16 protein-coding genes are annotated in these 15,169 nt (G+C 55.5%); 13 read left to right on the top strand and 3 right to left on the bottom strand.

Annotation, left to right across the window (positions count from 1 at the left end; all coding sequences use genetic code 11):
- Positions 1–14: 14 nt before the first annotated feature.
- Complete coding sequence (secB, locus tag NHF56_RS17415) at positions 15–512, bottom strand: protein-export chaperone SecB (RefSeq protein ID WP_252806918.1); 498 nt, start codon at positions 510–512, stop codon at positions 15–17.
- Between the two features lie 96 nt (positions 513–608).
- Positions 609–1,106, bottom strand: a complete 498-nt coding sequence (locus NHF56_RS17410; protein WP_252806916.1) for an FxsA family protein — start codon at positions 1,104–1,106, stop codon at positions 609–611.
- A 144-nt stretch (positions 1,107–1,250) separates the two neighbouring features.
- Here NHF56_RS17410 and NHF56_RS17405 point away from each other — a divergent pair, with 144 nt between their 5' ends.
- The 13 genes from NHF56_RS17405 (at position 1,251) to NHF56_RS17345 (ending at position 14,726) form a co-directional block, all read left to right on the top strand.
- A complete protein-coding gene (locus tag NHF56_RS17405) occupies positions 1,251–1,949 on the top strand; it encodes a Tim44/TimA family putative adaptor protein (protein ID WP_252806914.1) in 699 nt (232 codons plus the stop codon).
- A complete protein-coding gene (locus NHF56_RS17400; protein ID WP_252806912.1) occupies positions 1,949–3,055 on the top strand; it encodes a murein transglycosylase A in 1,107 nt (368 codons plus the stop codon). The genes NHF56_RS17405 and NHF56_RS17400 overlap by 1 nt, the downstream gene beginning before the upstream one ends.
- 20 nt (positions 3,056–3,075) lie before the next feature.
- Positions 3,076–3,636, top strand: a complete 561-nt coding sequence (locus tag NHF56_RS17395; protein WP_252806910.1) for a Smr/MutS family protein — start codon at positions 3,076–3,078, stop codon at positions 3,634–3,636.
- Positions 3,633–4,010: a helix-turn-helix domain-containing protein gene (locus NHF56_RS17390; RefSeq protein WP_252806908.1), complete on the top strand. Its 378-nt coding sequence runs from the start codon at positions 3,633–3,635 to the stop codon at positions 4,008–4,010. The genes NHF56_RS17395 and NHF56_RS17390 overlap by 4 nt, the downstream gene beginning before the upstream one ends.
- Before the next feature lie 210 nt (positions 4,011–4,220).
- Positions 4,221–6,650, top strand: a complete 2,430-nt coding sequence (gyrB, locus tag NHF56_RS17385; protein ID WP_252806906.1) for a DNA topoisomerase (ATP-hydrolyzing) subunit B — start codon at positions 4,221–4,223, stop codon at positions 6,648–6,650.
- Between the two features lie 271 nt (positions 6,651–6,921).
- A complete protein-coding gene (locus NHF56_RS17380; protein WP_252806904.1) occupies positions 6,922–8,229 on the top strand; it encodes a polyhydroxyalkanoate depolymerase in 1,308 nt (435 codons plus the stop codon).
- A 133-nt stretch (positions 8,230–8,362) separates the two neighbouring features.
- Positions 8,363–8,761, top strand: a complete 399-nt coding sequence (locus tag NHF56_RS17375; protein ID WP_252806900.1) for a DUF2852 domain-containing protein — start codon at positions 8,363–8,365, stop codon at positions 8,759–8,761.
- Positions 8,762–8,850: 89 nt separating this feature from the next.
- Complete coding sequence (locus NHF56_RS17370) at positions 8,851–9,609, top strand: M48 family metallopeptidase (RefSeq protein WP_252806898.1); 759 nt, start codon at positions 8,851–8,853, stop codon at positions 9,607–9,609.
- An 83-nt stretch (positions 9,610–9,692) separates the two neighbouring features.
- Positions 9,693–10,352 (top strand): phosphoribosylanthranilate isomerase, encoded by a 660-nt coding sequence (locus tag NHF56_RS17365; RefSeq protein WP_252806895.1) that lies wholly within the window; start codon positions 9,693–9,695, stop codon positions 10,350–10,352.
- A 15-nt stretch (positions 10,353–10,367) separates the two neighbouring features.
- Complete coding sequence (gene trpB / locus NHF56_RS17360) at positions 10,368–11,600, top strand: tryptophan synthase subunit beta (protein ID WP_252806893.1); 1,233 nt, start codon at positions 10,368–10,370, stop codon at positions 11,598–11,600.
- Positions 11,597–12,436, top strand: a complete 840-nt coding sequence (gene trpA / locus NHF56_RS17355; RefSeq protein ID WP_252806891.1) for a tryptophan synthase subunit alpha — start codon at positions 11,597–11,599, stop codon at positions 12,434–12,436. The genes trpB and trpA overlap by 4 nt, the downstream gene beginning before the upstream one ends.
- A gap of 21 nt (positions 12,437–12,457) precedes the next feature.
- Entirely contained in the window at positions 12,458–13,360 is a 903-nt protein-coding gene (accD, locus tag NHF56_RS17350; RefSeq protein ID WP_252806889.1) for an acetyl-CoA carboxylase, carboxyltransferase subunit beta, read from the top strand.
- A gap of 19 nt (positions 13,361–13,379) precedes the next feature.
- A complete protein-coding gene (locus NHF56_RS17345) occupies positions 13,380–14,726 on the top strand; it encodes a folylpolyglutamate synthase/dihydrofolate synthase family protein (protein ID WP_252806887.1) in 1,347 nt (448 codons plus the stop codon).
- A gap of 50 nt (positions 14,727–14,776) precedes the next feature.
- Here the strand turns inward: NHF56_RS17345 and trxA are convergent, their stop codons facing one another.
- Complete coding sequence (gene trxA / locus NHF56_RS17340; RefSeq protein ID WP_252806886.1) at positions 14,777–15,100, bottom strand: thioredoxin; 324 nt, start codon at positions 15,098–15,100, stop codon at positions 14,777–14,779.
- Between the last annotated feature and the right edge of the window lie 69 nt (positions 15,101–15,169).

Raw genomic sequence — 15,169 nt, 5'->3', positions numbered from 1 at the left:
ATCTCAACTGAAAATCAGTTGTTGGCAGCCTGAACCTTGGCCTTGGCCTGTTCCTCAGCCATGCGCTGCTGGAACATCTGACCGAAGTCGATCGGATCGACGAGCAGCGGCGGAAAGCCACCATTGCGGGTAGCATCTGCAATGATCTGACGGGCGAAGGGGAAAAGAAGCCGCGGGCATTCGATAAACAGAACCGGCAGCATGTGCTCCTGCGGGAACCCGGCAACGCGGAAGACACCGCCGTAAACCAGTTCGACCTGGAAGAGCGTCTTGTCGCCATCCTTGGCCGTTGCGGAAAGCGTCAGGAGAACATCAAAATCGTTGCCCGAAAGCGGGTTCGCATTGACGTTTACATTGATGTTGATTTCAGGGGCTTTCTCGCGAGCCTGAAGAGATTGCGGCGCGCCAGGATTTTCGAACGAAAGGTCCTTGATGTATTGCGCAAGAATATTGAGACTTGGCTGTTGCTGCGCATTAGCGCCGTTTCCGTTCGTTTTGACTTCGTCCGCCATCAGGCCTGCTCCTTCGGAAAAAAACGAAAAAATTTGGTGCGGTCTACCATTTCCCCCTGTTGCTTACAACCCTTCCGCAAAGCGGGAAGCCACAGCCTAATTATTCCAGGGCGACTTTGGGTCAGGCTCACGATGGTAGTCGTCCTCGTCAAGATCAATGACGCCGGCGGTCGGCGGGCGGTGGTCTTTCTCGTCTCTTTCTTCATATTGCGAGTGGAAGCTTGTTGAGGCGAAGGTGAACCGCAGGCGCGACTTCAAAAAACGCCAGGCTGCATCCCTCACCGCGGGAACAAAAAGGAGAAAGCCGAGCGTGTCGGTCACAAAGCCCGGTGTCAGAAGAAGAATGCCCGCAATGACGATCATGCCGCCATGCACAAGCTCACGGCCAGGCATTCGACCTGCTTCATTTTCTGCCGCCAGGCGCTGGAGTATGGAAAGGCCTTGCACACGAAGCAGAATAGAGCCCAAGAGTGCCGTCAGCAGAATGAGCCCCAATGTCGGCAGAAGACCAATATATTGGCCAACCAGAATGAAGACCGAAATCTCCAGAACCGGCATGATGAGAAGGAAAAACGGAATGAACGAGAACCGCACCTCTGGTCTCCTTTGCGCTGGATGAAACCGCCATCAACCATTCCTGATGATTTTTCTAGCAGTTGGAAGCGCGAATATTTGAATCGTCTTGTATCGACGACTATATGGGTATGGTAAGGTGATTTTGAAACGGTAACGGGCAAAATGGGCGTGAATGATTTTGTAACACTCTTCTTTCTGGTCGCGGCGGTGCTGATTTTTCTTCAGCTGCGCAATGTGCTTGGTCGCCGAACCGGAAATGAAAAGCCGCGCTTTGACCCCTATGCCGTCAATGAACGCACCGCCCAGACAAAGTCCGAAGAGGCTGTCGTCACGCTGCCGCGCGGAGAGGGCAATGGTGAGGAGTTAAACCCCTACGTTCTTGCCGATGAATTCGCCAAACCGGGAACCGAACTCAATGCCGGTATCCGCAAGCTGATTGATGCTGATCCTTCCTTTAATCCGAAGGAGTTCATGAAGGGTGCCGGTATGGCCTACGAGATGATCGTGATGGCTTTTGCCGATGGCGACCGCGCGACGCTCCGCAACCTGCTTTCGCCAGACGTTTACGAAGGTTTTGAACAGGCAATCAAGGAACGCGAGGAGCGCGGTGAAGTTGTAAAATCCAATTTCGTCGGCATCGAAAAGGCTGACATGATGACGGCAGGCATTGAGGATGCACAGGCGAATGTCACCGTTCGAATCATCAGTCAGCTGATCTCCGCTACTTACGATCGTGATGGCAAGCTGGTTGAGGGCGATGCCGAAGAAGTCGCAGAAGTTCGTGATATTTGGACATTTGCCCGTGATGTACGCTCGCGCGATCCGAACTGGAAGCTGGTCTCGACGGCATCCGAACACTGATGGAAACAGGCTTTCGGCTTCAGCCTGTTTCATTTTCCGACCTGCCCGGATGGCAAGCGGATAATCCGCGCGAACTGATTGACGCATTGCGGCGTTGCCGAATACATGTGCTTGCAGAAAAGCACTACAAGACTGGCAGTTTGGGAGTTTCGACCGAAGATCTGTTACCGGCCATGAATGCTGCCGAGACGCATGAATCCGGCGATGCAGCTGCGGCACGTCAATTCTTCGAAGCGCATTTTACCCCGTTCAAGATCAATAAGTCTGATGGCACCCGTGGATTGGTAACGGCCTTCTACGAGCCGGATGTTGAGGTCCGCGCCGAACCGGATGATGAATGGAAACACCCATTTTATCGCAGGCCCGATGACCTGATCGATCTTGATGACAGCAATAGACCGCTCGAGATGGACGCAACTTATGCATTTGGCCTTCTGAAGAATGGGCAGATTTCGCCCTATCCAGATCGCCAGGCCATCGACAATGGTTATCTCGAGGGCAGGGGTCTGGAAATTGCTTGGGCGCGGTCGAAGGAAGATGTCTTCTTTGCCCACATCCAAGGTGCGGCACGTCTGGTTTATCCGGATGGCAACGTTAAGCGCATCACCTATGCAGCAAAAGCCGGACACGCCTTTTCAGCCATCGGAAAGAAGCTGGTTGACGAAGGCGAGATCAAGCCTGAAGACATATCCATGGGTTCAATCCGGCAGTGGCTACGGTCCAATCCTGAGCGCGCTGATCAGCTCTACTGGCATAACCGCTCTTATATCTTCTTCCGCGATGTGCCGGCGGGCGATCCACATTTGGGACCGATTGCGGCCGCCAAGGTTCAGATGACGGCCGGTCGTTCGCTGGCCGTCGACAGAACGATCCACACCTTCGCCACACCCTTCTTTATCGCGAGCGACAGTCTGACAAGGCTTGATCAGGGTCAGCCTTTTCGCAGGCTGATGTTGGCGCTCGATACCGGATCGGCTATTGTCGGGCCGGCACGCGGCGACATCTTTACCGGGAGCGGCGCTTTGGCAGGTGATCTCGCGGGAGCGGTGAAGAACGAAGCGGATTTTTACGTCTTCCTTCCGAGTTCCGCGGCCGCTCGATATTGAAACCAGACTTGGCATTCGGCATGACAAAAAAAGGCATGTCCCATGAGGACCGGATATTGTGGGGCAAGGTCGCCCGCTCCGTTCGTGCGCTGCCGGGTCGGATGGAAAGGCTGGGCGAATTCGAAGAGCTTCTAAACGGCGAGGCGCCCGAGACGCCGGTCGCCAAGCGGCGTGGTTTAGATACCAGTGCTTCTGAAGTTGAGGCGTTGCCTTCAACCCGCCAGCAGCCATCCGGCACACACCACCCTATTGAAAAACCGGTGAAGCGGAAAATCTCGAAAGGTCGCCTGGCGCTGGAAGCGCGCATCGATCTGCACGGACTGGTGCAAAGCGAAGCCCATGCTCTTTTGCATTCGTTTATCGTCCATGCGCACGAGCGGGGCATGCGCCACGTCCTTGTCATCACAGGCAAAGGTTCTTCCCTCGGCAGCGAAGGAGCATTGAAGCGGGCGGTGCCTCTTTGGTTCTCGAAACCCGAATTCCGCTTTCTGATTTCCGGTTACGAACAGGCGGCGCGCAACCACGGCGGAGAGGGCGCGCTCTATGTTCGCCTGAAACGCAAAATCGGAGACGCGTCGTGACGCCATTTGGAGAGATGATGCGCCGCATGCGAAAGGAACGCGGCATTTCGCAAAAGCAGATGGCACAGGCAATCGGGGTCTCGCCGGCTTACCTGTCCGCTCTTGAACATGGAAATCGGGGTGCGCCTTCTTTCGATTTCGTCCAGCGCGTGGCGGGCTTTTTCGGGGTCATCTGGGATGATGCCGAAGAACTCATGAACATTGCCGCACGGTCGCACCCGCGCATCGTCGTCGATACGTCCGGCCTTGAGGCGGAATATACGATGTTCGCCAATCGGCTTTCTGAAGAAATGCGCCATTTGACGCGCGAAGAACTGATGGAAATGGTAAGCATTCTGGACAAGGCACGCGCACGCAAGAAGGCGGCACCGTAACGCTGATCTGTGGGTTCAACGATATATGTGCTATTCTCCTTGGACAGAGCCTTGTTTCCGGGGAAAAAGGGCTTCAACCTTTGGAATAGGGTATTATTTTCCCTATAGTCCTTACCGATTGGATTGGGTGATTCGCGCCATTTGGCGGCATTCGCCTGCGCTGAAAGTGAGCCGCAAATCAATGCCGGCTTGTCATGAAAGACGAATTATATGAGCGACACGCCTGTAGTCGAAACCAGTGCTGAATACGGCGCTGATTCCATCAAAGTGTTGAAGGGTCTGGATGCAGTCCGCAAGCGGCCGGGCATGTATATCGGTGACACCGACGATGGCTCTGGCTTGCATCACATGGTCTACGAAGTCGTGGACAATGCAATTGATGAAGCGCTTGCCGGTCATGCCGACCGCGTGACTGTAACGCTCAATCCCGATGGCTCTGTGACAGTCACCGACAACGGTCGCGGCATTCCGACCGACATTCACTCCGAAGAAGGCGTTTCCGCCGCAGAAGTGATCATGACCCAGCTGCATGCCGGGGGCAAATTCGATCAGAATTCCTACAAGGTTTCGGGTGGTTTGCACGGCGTGGGCGTTTCGGTTGTGAACGCGCTTTCTGTTTCACTGTCGCTCAAGATTCGTCGCAACGGCAAAGTTCATGAGATGAGTTTTACCCACGGTGTGGCCGATGGTCCGCTGAAAATCACCGGGGAATATGAGGGGCGTTCAGGCACGGAAGTTACCTTCCTGCCCAGCCCGCAAACTTTCACCATGACAGAGTTTGATTACAACACGCTTGAACATCGGCTGCGGGAACTGGCCTTCCTCAATTCGGGTGTGCGCATTCTCCTCACCGATGCCCGCCGTTCCGATATCAAGCAGGAAGAATTGATGTATGAAGGCGGGCTTGAAGCCTTCGTCAGATATCTCGACCGGTCCAAGAAGTCGCTTGTCGAAAAGCCGATCGCCATCCAGGGCGAAAAGGACGGCATTACGGTTGAAGTGGCGATGTGGTGGAACGACAGCTATCACGAAAATGTCCTCTGCTTCACCAACAACATTCCGCAGCGTGATGGCGGAACCCATTTGGCTGGTTTCCGCGGCGCTCTGACGCGTCAGGTCACCTCCTATGCGGAATCCTCTGGCATTTTGAAGAAAGAAAAGGTTTCGCTAACCGGCGATGACTGCCGGGAAGGCATGACAGCCGTTCTTTCCGTCAAGGTTCCGGATCCGAAGTTTTCGTCTCAGACAAAGGACAAGCTCGTTTCCTCGGAAGTGCGTCCGGTGGTGGAAAGCCTTGTGAACGAGGCGCTTAACACCTGGCTGGAGGAAAATCCGTCGGATGCGAAAATTCTGGTGGGCAAGGTCGTGGAAGCCGCCGCTGCCCGCGAAGCAGCACGCAAGGCCCGTGAATTGACCCGCCGCAAGGGTGCCCTCGATATCTCGTCGCTGCCGGGCAAGCTTGCCGACTGCTCGGAGCGCGATCCGGCAAAGTCGGAATTGTTCCTCGTCGAGGGTGATTCCGCTGGCGGTTCTGCAAAACAGGGGCGGTCGCGCGAGACCCAGGCAATTTTGCCCCTGCGTGGTAAAATCCTGAACGTCGAGCGTGTACGCTTCGACAAGATGCTGTCGAGCCAGGAAATTGGCACGCTGATCACGGCGCTTGGGACGTCCATCGGCAAGGATGAATTCAATCCGGAAAAGCTGCGCTATCACAAGATCATCATCATGACCGATGCTGACGTGGACGGTGCACATATCAGAACCCTGCTTTTGACATTCTTCTTCCGCCAGATGCCAGAGCTGATCGAACGCGGGCACCTCTATATCGCGCAGCCGCCGCTCTACAAGGTTTCGCGCGGCAAGTCGGCGCAGTATCTGAAAAACGAAAAGGCACTTGAGGATTATCTCATCAATTCGGGCCTGGAGGACACGTCGCTTGCACTGGCAAGCGGTGAGGTTCGCACGGGGCAGGATTTGCGGGAGGTTATCAATGACGCCTTGCGTCTGCGCAATCTGGTCGACGGGCTGCATTCCCGCTACAGCCGCTCGATTATTGAGCAGGCCGCCATTTCCGGCGCTCTCGATGCTGAACGCCTTCAAAACAGCACGCAGGCTGGCGAGGTTGTCGCAAGGGTGGCCGCCCGCTTGGATATGATTGCCGAGGAGACCGAACGCGGCTGGGAAGGTAGTGTCGGCGAGCAGGGCAATCTTGTTTTCGAACGCACGGTTCGCGGCGTCAAGGAGGCAGCAATCATCGATATGGGTCTGATTGGCTCCGCGGATGCGCGCCACATCAACCAGATGACCGATCGCCTGCAGGAAATTTACGGCGAACGTCCCACATTGCAGCGCAAAGACGAGCGGATTCCCGTGTCCGGACCGCGCGAACTGCTGGACCTCATCTTTGCCACAGGTCGCAAGGGTATCGCGATGCAGCGCTATAAAGGCTTGGGCGAGATGAATGCCGAGCAGCTTTGGGAAACCACCCTCGACCCGAATGCACGCTCACTGCTTCAGGTGAAGATTTCCGATGCAACGGACGCAGACGGTCTCTTTACCCGTCTCATGGGTGATGAAGTTGAACCGCGTCGTGACTTCATCCAGGAAAATGCGCTCAGCGTTGCAAACCTGGATATCTGAGATAAGAAAGTCCTCAAAAAGGGTCGCCCAGGCGGCCCTTTTTTGTGTTTGCAGACCGGTTAATCGAGATGGAAGGAAGACGTTGGCGACAGCTTCAGGTCAGCTAAAAGGCGCATGCTGCTGCCAACATCGTGGCGAGACTGGATACATTGTTTATCCGAAAATTATTGCTCCGCAGCAAAAAGGTGGTAATCTAGCCGTTCGTGCTGCAGTGCAAAATAACGTCCCATAAATCCAGACGCGCGCAGCAAGCAACAAGGAATAAGCTTCCATGTTTTACCAGCTTTATGAATTAAATCATGCCGTTATGGCACCTTGGCGGACAGCTGCCGAAGCGATGCGAATGGCTTACCGAAACCCTCTCAATCCTCTCTCGCACACAGCCTATGGCCGCGCGGTTGCAGCAGGTTTTGAGGTCTTCGAGCGAACCACGCGCCGCTATGGCAAGCCTGAATTTGGTCTGGACACGACGACAATTGATGGCGTCGAGGTCTCGGTTCACGAGAAGACCGTATGGTCCAAACCGTTTTGCAATCTCAAACATTTCGGACGAGTTTTGCCGCCTGGCCACAAGCCGGACCCGAAAATCTTGCTCGTTGCTCCGATGTCCGGGCATTACGCCACGCTTTTGCGCGGTACAGTCGAAACCCTGCTGCCGTCGGCTGAAATCTACATCACCGACTGGGTTGATGCTCGCATGGTGCCGCTCACGGAAGGCACGTTCAATCTGGACGACTACGTGGATTACGTCATCGAAATGATCAAATTTCTCGGTCCTGATACCCATGTCATGGCTGTCTGCCAGCCGTCGGTTCCGGTTTTGGCCGCAGTCGCTGTCATGGAAGAGCGCGGTGATCCGGACGCGCCGGCATCCATGACACTCATGGGCGGTCCGATCGATACGCGTATCAAACCGACTGCCGTCAACGAATTGGCGCAGAACAAATCGATCGATTGGTTCGCGGACAATGTCATCATGCAGGTTCCCTGGCCGCAGCCCGGTTTCATGCGACCTGTTTACCCGGGCTTTCTGCAGTTGACAGGCTTCATGTCGATGAACCTCGACCGACATCTGACGGCACAAAAGGACTTCTTCTTCCATCTCGTGAAAAATGACGGCGATTCGGCCGAAAAGCACCGCGATTTCTACGATGAATATCTGGCCGTCATGGATCTGACAGCCGAATTCTACCTGCAGACGGTCGATGTGGTCTTTATCCAGCATGCATTGCCCAGGGGCGAATACATGCACCGTGGCCAACGCGTTGACCCCTCGAAAATCAAGACCGTGGCGTTGATGACCGTCGAAGGCGAAAACGACGACATTTCCGGCGTGGGCCAGACAGAGGCAGCGCAATCGCTCTGCTCGTCAATCCCGGACAACATGCGTTCGCACTATGTGCAGCCAGACGTCGGCCATTACGGCGTTTTCAATGGTTCCCGTTTCCGCAAGGAAATCGCCCCGCGAATTCTGAGCTTCATGGCTGAAAATCCGAAAGCGGCTGCAAAAGGCGCTTCCAAGCCTGCGAAAAAGCCGGCCCGCGTTGTTCGTGGCGTCTTTGGCGGAAAAGAGAAATAACGAAAGCGGGCCTGAAAGCCCTATCGTGCCAGGGAAATAAGCAGGTGGTCCCTTGAAGCTGTTGAACAGCTTTACCACATCAATGCGAGGTCGCAGCACAGACTGCGACCTTGTTTTCTTAAGGTGAGGTCTGATGAATCGTACGGCTTGGATAAAACCACGATGGTCACCGCTGAACATCGCGCTGATGGTATTCGGATTCATCATCTTCTGGCCCTTGGGCCTTCTCATGGTATTTTACATGAGCTTTGGGAAGCGCTGGGCATCGGGAAAACAACGTCGCAGCAAAGCGCCGCGATCGGAAAAACACCGCGATTATCATTTTGGCAGGGCTGCCAGCGAAGACTTCGGTGAGCGACGAAAGCACGAACTCGACCAGATTGAACGGGAACGCCGTACGCTGGAAGAGATGAAGGCCAAGAATGCGAAGGCATCCGCAGAGCCGCAGGACACCAAGGATCGGGAAGAATTTGCAAGCTTTGTCAAAAAGCGTCGACAAAATCGTGGTAACCAAGGCCCGCAAAAGGCCTGAAGCCCAACCCTGTCAAAGTTGAATATGTTGTGTCGGTGCCGTGTCTTTTGCACGCGCACTTTTACGTCGAATCGGCTAACAGTCCCCTTATGTTTTTCAAGAAGCGCACCTCGCCAACAAAGCCTGATACGCAGGGTCCGACCGGACGGACCGTCGCTGTGGCCGGGCGTGAGGTCCCTTTGCTGGTGAAAACCGACAAACGCGCAACGCGGTTGACCTTGCGCATAGAGCCAGGCGGGCGGGCGCTGAAGATGACAATCCCGCCCAACCTTCCCTTCCAGGAAGTGGATAACTTCCTTCACAGAAATCATCTCTGGCTGACCAGCAAGTTTGAAAAGCTGCCGCAGGATGAAGGTTTGGCCGACGGTAGCACGGTGACGATCCGCGGCGAGAAATATCAGATTGTCAGAACAGGCAAGCTTAGGGGCGTAACCCAAACCGGCGAGCTTGGCGGTCGCCGGGTCCTCTTTGTCGGGGGAGCGCCAGAGCATTTGCAGCGGCGTATTCGTGATTTCCTCAAAAAGGAGGCAAGGGCAGATCTGGAACGCCTCGTCGCCTTGCATGCTGCAGCCAGCGGCAAGCGCGTTCAGTCGATCTCCTATAAGGATACCAAAAGCCGCTGGGGTTCATGCACGCATGACGGCCGGCTGAATTTTTCCTGGCGCATCGTGATGGCACCACCTTTTGTCATCGATTACCTTGCGGCCCATGAGGTAGCGCATCTGAGCGAAATGAACCATGGGCCAAAGTTTTGGGCTCTCTGCCGCAAGCTGTGTCCCGCAACGGATCGGGCCAAAGCCTGGCTGAAACAAAACGGCTCTGCGCTTCACGCCGTCGATTTTAACTGAAACCTCTCCAACTCGAGCAAACGAAACAGCCAAAGACGCATTTTAGCTCGACTCTTGCGGCTTTTCGTGCGACTGCGAGCGCCATGACCTTTTCGATCAAGATCTGCGGATTGAAAACACCCGAAACGGTGGCGCGCGCCGTTGATTTGGGTGCGTCGCATATTGGCTTCATTTTCTTTCCCAAAAGCCCGCGAAACATAGAACCTGCTGACGCCGCAAAGCTAGCGGATATAGCCCGTGACCGCGCCAAGGTGGTCGCCGTAACGGTCAACGCGGAAAACGACGATCTTGATGAGATCGTTGCGCTCTTAAAACCGGATATTCTTCAGCTGCATGGAAATGAAAGCCCCGACCGTGTCCTGAATGTGAAAGCAGTCTATGGCCTGCCGGTGATGAAAGCCTTTTCCATCAGCACAAGCGAAGACCTGAAAAAGCTGGGTGCTTACGAATGTATTGCCGACCGCTTTCTTCTGGATGCGAAAGCGCCTGCCGGATCAACCCTTCCGGGCGGTAATGGCATTGCCTTTGACTGGGGGCTTCTCGATGCGCTTGACGAGAACCTCGATTACATGCTTTCGGGTGGTCTCAATAAAGATAATGTCGCCGATGCCATTAAGTTGACACGGTGCACGGGAATTGACGTATCATCAGGCGTGGAAAGCGCTCCCGGCGTCAAGGATATTGCAAAGATTGAAGCTTTCTTTGAGGCCGCGCAGACGGCAATCGCGGCAGCGCGGATTTAGCAGACGGAGTTGAATGTGAACGAAACGCCCAAACCGAACACATTCCGGTCGGGACCGGACGAAGACGGACGCTTTGGTATCTACGGTGGTCGCTTTGTGGCCGAAACGCTGATGCCGCTAATTCTCGATCTTGAAAACGAGTGGGAAAAGGCCAAGAAAGATCCGGAGTTTCAGGCGGAACTGAAAGCGCTCGGAAAGCACTATATCGGTCGTCCGAGCCCGCTTTATTATGCGGAACGTCTGACGGAGCATCTCGGCGGCGCAAAGATCTATTTCAAGCGCGAAGAGCTGAACCACACCGGTTCGCACAAGATCAACAACTGCATTGGCCAGATTCTGCTCGCCAAGCGCATGGGCAAGACGCGCATCATCGCTGAAACCGGTGCGGGTCAGCACGGTGTTGCTTCGGCCACGGTGGCCGCGCGCTTTGGTTTCCCTTGCGTGGTCTATATGGGCGCGACGGACGTGGAGCGGCAGGCTCCGAATGTCTTCCGCATGAAGCTGCTGGGTGCCGAGGTCAAGCCGGTGACTTCCGGCCATGGTACGCTCAAGGACGCGATGAACGAGGCTTTGCGCGACTGGGTCACCAATGTTGACGACACCTATTACCTGATTGGCACGGCTGCCGGTCCGCACCCCTATCCGGAGCTGGTGCGTGATTTCCAGGCCGTGATAGGCCAGGAAACGCGCGAACAAATCCTCGAAGCAGAAGGCAAGCTGCCCGATATGGTGATCGCGGCTGTCGGCGGCGGCTCCAACGCTATCGGTATTTTCCACCCCTTCCTCGATGATGAAGGTGTTCAGATCGTTGGCGTCGAAGCCGGCGGCAAGGGTCTGTCGGGTGAAGAACACTGTGCCTCCATCACAGCCGGTGCGCCGGGGGTCTTGCATGGCAACCGTACCTATCTCCTCCAGGATCGTGACGGACAGATCAAGGAAGGCCACTCTATCTCGGCAGGTCTGGATTATCCGGGCATCGGGCCTGAACATTCCTGGCTGGCTGATTCCGGTCGTGCCGAATATGTTCCGATCATGGATGATGAAGCGCTCGAAGCCTTCCAGCTTTTGACAAAGCTCGAAGGCATCATTCCCGCACTCGAACCGGCCCACGCCATCGCTGAAGTGATCAAGCGCGCGCCGAAAATGCGCAAGGACCAGGTTATCGTGATGAACCTGTCCGGCCGCGGCGACAAGGACATCTTCACGGTTGGCAAGATTTTGGGCATGGGACTTGGTGAAAACGCATGACTGAACGTATGGAAAAACGCTTCGCCGCATTGAAGGCGGAAGGCCGTCCGGCGCTGGTGACCTATTTCATGGGTGGCGACCCGGATTTTGATACGTCACTTGCCATCATGAAGGCGCTTCCTGGCGCCGGTGCCGACGTGATCGAATTGGGTATGCCCTTCTCGGATCCGATGGCCGATGGCCCTGCCATCCAGCTTGCAGGCCAGCGCGCACTGGCGGGCGGCCAGACGCTCGAAAAGACGCTTGATATGGCGCGCCGCTTCCGTGAGAGCGATCAGGATACCCCAATCGTCATGATGGGTTATTATAATCCGATCTATGTTTACGGTGTGGACCGGTTCCTGCAGACAGCGTTGGAAGCCGGTATCGATGGTTTGATCGTGGTCGACCTGCCTGCCGAAATGGACGACGAACTTTGCGTTCCAGCGCTGGAAAAAGGTATCAATTTCATTCGCTTGGCTACACCGACCACCGACGAAAAACGCCTGCCGAAGGTGCTCGAAAACACCTCTGGCTTCGTTTATTACGTCTCCATGAATGGTATTACGGGATCTGCGCTGCCGGACCCATCATTGATCGGTGGGGCGGTCGCCCGCATCAAGAAACACACCGAATTGCCGGTTTGCGTCGGATTTGGCGTCAAGACAGCCGAACATGCCCGCCTGATCGGCGCCAACGCTGATGGCGTTGTTGTTGGTACCGCAATCGTTGCGCAGGTGGCTGGCAGTCTGAATGCAAAAGGCGAAGCAACGGCAGACACGGTTGAAAGCGTCGTGACCTTCGTTCGTGGCCTTGCCAGCGGCGTCAAGGCCGCGCGCATGGCTGCTGCCGAGTAAGGCACAAGGAGCAAGAAACAGATGAACTGGCTGACCAACTACGTCCGTCCAAGAATCAACTCCATGCTTGGCCGCAGGGAGGTTCCCGAAAATCTCTGGATCAAGTGCCCCGAAACCGGCGAGATGGTTTTTCATAAGGACCTTGAGGAAAATCTCTGGGTCATTCCCGTCTCCGGTTACCATATGAAGATGCCGGCGATGGCGCGGCTCAACCAGCTTTTTGGCGAGGGAAATTATGAACTCCTGCCGCAGCCGAAAGTGGTGCAGGACCCGCTGAAATTCCGCGATTCCAAGAAATATACCGACCGTTTGCGGGACGGGCGTACAAAAACCGATTTAGAAGACACGATTGTGGCTGGCGTCGGCGAGCTGCATGGTTTGAAGATGGTTGCCGTGATCCATGAGTTTGAATTCATGGCCGGCTCTCTTGGAACTGCGGCAGGGGAGGCTATCATCCAGGCCTTTGAACGCGCGATTGCCGAAAAATGCCCTCTGGTGATGTTCCCCTCTTCCGGCGGAGCCCGCATGCAGGAGGGTATTCTCTCCCTCATGCAGCTGCCGCGCACGACAGTTGCCGTTGAAATGCTCAAAGAAGCCGGACTTCCGTATATTGTTGTTCTGACAAATCCGACGACAGGCGGTGTGACGGCTTCTTATGCGATGCTGGGCGATATTCATATTGCTGAACCCGGTGCGGTTATCGGTTTTGCCGGCCGCCGTGTCATTGAGCAAACCATTCGTGAAAAACTGCCCGACGACTTTCAGACATCTGAATATCTCTACGAGCACGGCATGGTCGATATGGTCGTTCACCGGCACAAACTGCCTGACACGCTTGGGCGGCTTTTGAAAATGCTCATGAAGCTTCCGGCAGATGCCAAAATGGCTCCAGCTGAAAATACGGTAGAAGAAGCGACTGCCTGAAAGGGTTGACTTACCAAAAATGGTAGAATCTGTGGACGAGAGTGAGGCAGTCCGCGAGATCGATAAGTTGATGGCCCTTCATCCGAAGGGCTTTGACATGTCGCTTGATCGCATTCTTCGCCTTTTGGACAAGTTGGGAAATCCGCACCTGAAGCTGCCGCCGGTGATCCACATTGCCGGCACAAACGGCAAGGGCTCGGCCACGGCCTTCTCGCGTGCGCTTCTCGAAGCCGGGGGATATGCGGTGCATATCGATACGTCCCCGCATCTTGTGCGCTGGCATGAGCGCTATCGCATCGGTCGAAAAGGCCAACGTGGTGAATTCGTCTCCGATGCCGATTTTGCCGATGCGCTGCGCCGTGTTGCCAAGGTCAATGACGGGCAGACGATTACCGTCTTTGAAATTCTGACGGCGGTCAGCTTTCTGCTGTTTTCGGAAAAGCCCGCTGACGCGGTTATTCTGGAAGTGGGTATGGGCGGCCGTTTTGATTCCACCAATGTTGTCCCCAATCCAGCCGTTTCCGTGATCATGCCGGTTTCCATGGATCATCAGGCCTATCTGGGCGACCGCGTTGAGCTGATTGCAGCTGAAAAGGCGGGCATCATGAAGCCGGGTTGCCCGGTGGTGATCGGACGCCAGGAATTTGACGGCGCGCGGGAAGTTTTGGTGGATACTGCTGAACGTCTCCGTTGCCCGCTGTCGGTTTACGGACAGGATTTTGCCGCGCACGAGGAATTCGGAAGGCTGATTTACCAGGATGAGTTCGGCCTTGCTGATCTGCCGCTGCCGCGCCTGCCGGGACGACACCAGATCGCCAATGCGGCTGCCGCCATTCGAGCGGTAAAAGCTGCCGGTTTTGAAGTTACCGAAACGATCATGGAAAAAGCCATGATCTCCGTTGAGTGGCCGGCCCGAATGCAGCGCCTGAACACAGGCCGGCTGTTCTCCATTCTGCCGCCAGGCAGCGAATTGTGGGTCGACGGCGGGCATAATCCGAGTGCCGGGACAGTGATTACCGAGATGCTTGCCGGGATGGAAGAACGGGATCCAAGACCACTTTACCTGGTGGCGGGCATGCTGAACACCAAGGACACGACCGGCTATTTCAAGACTTTCGAAGATATTACGCAGCTGGTGTTGACGGTTCCCATTTCAGGCTCTGACGCCGCTGTCGATCCGGTTGCTTTGGCTGCGGATGCAGCCGATGCCGGCCTGACGACAGAACCGCATCAGAGCCTTCGCGACGCGCTCGAAGCCATTCGCGCGAAGACGGCTAGACTGCCGGTGGCTCCGCGCGTCCTCATTGGTGGTTCGCTTTATCTCGCAGGCGAAGCGCTGAGAGAAAACGGAACAATACCGGACTAAAAAAGCCCGGCTTGAACCGGGCTTCTATCAGACTTAATTGTGAACGGAGATCAGGCAGAACCGCCGCTGATCCAGGCAGAGAGCTGCGACTTGGGACGCGCGCCCGTCAGCTGATCCGCCATTTCGCCGCCCTTGAACATGGCAAGCATCGGGATGCCACGAACGCCGAACTGAGCGGCAAGCTCAGGGTTTTCGTCCACATTCAGCTTGGCGATCTTCACCTTGCCGGCAAGCTCATCGGAAAGCTCTTCAAGAGCAGGCGCAATCATGCGGCAGGGGCCGCACCACTCCGCCCAGAAATCCACGACCACCGGTTCCGCTGACTGCAGGACTTCACTTTGAAAATTGGCATTGTCGACCTTAACTGTGGCCATCGGGGGAACTCCTTTTTGGAATCGCTAATTTTCCATATGATGTATGCCCTCGAATGGATATTGCAATAG

The sequence above is a fragment of the Rhizobium sp. L1K21 genome (assembly GCF_024055895.1).
Lineage (GTDB): Bacteria > Pseudomonadota > Alphaproteobacteria > Rhizobiales > Rhizobiaceae > Ensifer_A.
Note: the sequence above shows the minus strand (reverse complement) of the source record. Positions and strands in the feature narration are given on the sequence as shown.

What these genes read in the sequence shown, in the direction of transcription:
- secB (WP_252806918.1), bottom strand. Translation starts at nt 512, where the DNA reads ATGGCGGACGAAGTCAAAACGAACGGAAACGGCGCTAATGCGCAGCAA.
- NHF56_RS17375 (WP_252806900.1), top strand. Translation starts at nt 8,363, where the DNA reads ATGAATCGTACGGCTTGGATAAAACCACGATGGTCACCGCTGAACATC.
- trpA (WP_252806891.1), top strand. Translation starts at nt 11,597, where the DNA reads ATGACTGAACGTATGGAAAAACGCTTCGCCGCATTGAAGGCGGAAGGC.
- NHF56_RS17370 (WP_252806898.1), top strand. Translation starts at nt 8,851, where the DNA reads ATGTTTTTCAAGAAGCGCACCTCGCCAACAAAGCCTGATACGCAGGGT.
- NHF56_RS17405 (WP_252806914.1), top strand. Translation starts at nt 1,251, where the DNA reads ATGGGCGTGAATGATTTTGTAACACTCTTCTTTCTGGTCGCGGCGGTG.
- NHF56_RS17400 (WP_252806912.1), top strand. Translation starts at nt 1,949, where the DNA reads ATGGAAACAGGCTTTCGGCTTCAGCCTGTTTCATTTTCCGACCTGCCC.
- accD (WP_252806889.1), top strand. Translation starts at nt 12,458, where the DNA reads ATGAACTGGCTGACCAACTACGTCCGTCCAAGAATCAACTCCATGCTT.
- trxA (WP_252806886.1), bottom strand. Translation starts at nt 15,100, where the DNA reads ATGGCCACAGTTAAGGTCGACAATGCCAATTTTCAAAGTGAAGTCCTG.
- NHF56_RS17395 (WP_252806910.1), top strand. Translation starts at nt 3,076, where the DNA reads ATGACAAAAAAAGGCATGTCCCATGAGGACCGGATATTGTGGGGCAAG.
- gyrB (WP_252806906.1), top strand. Translation starts at nt 4,221, where the DNA reads ATGAGCGACACGCCTGTAGTCGAAACCAGTGCTGAATACGGCGCTGAT.
- NHF56_RS17380 (WP_252806904.1), top strand. Translation starts at nt 6,922, where the DNA reads ATGTTTTACCAGCTTTATGAATTAAATCATGCCGTTATGGCACCTTGG.
- NHF56_RS17345 (WP_252806887.1), top strand. Translation starts at nt 13,380, where the DNA reads ATGGTAGAATCTGTGGACGAGAGTGAGGCAGTCCGCGAGATCGATAAG.
- NHF56_RS17365 (WP_252806895.1), top strand. Translation starts at nt 9,693, where the DNA reads ATGACCTTTTCGATCAAGATCTGCGGATTGAAAACACCCGAAACGGTG.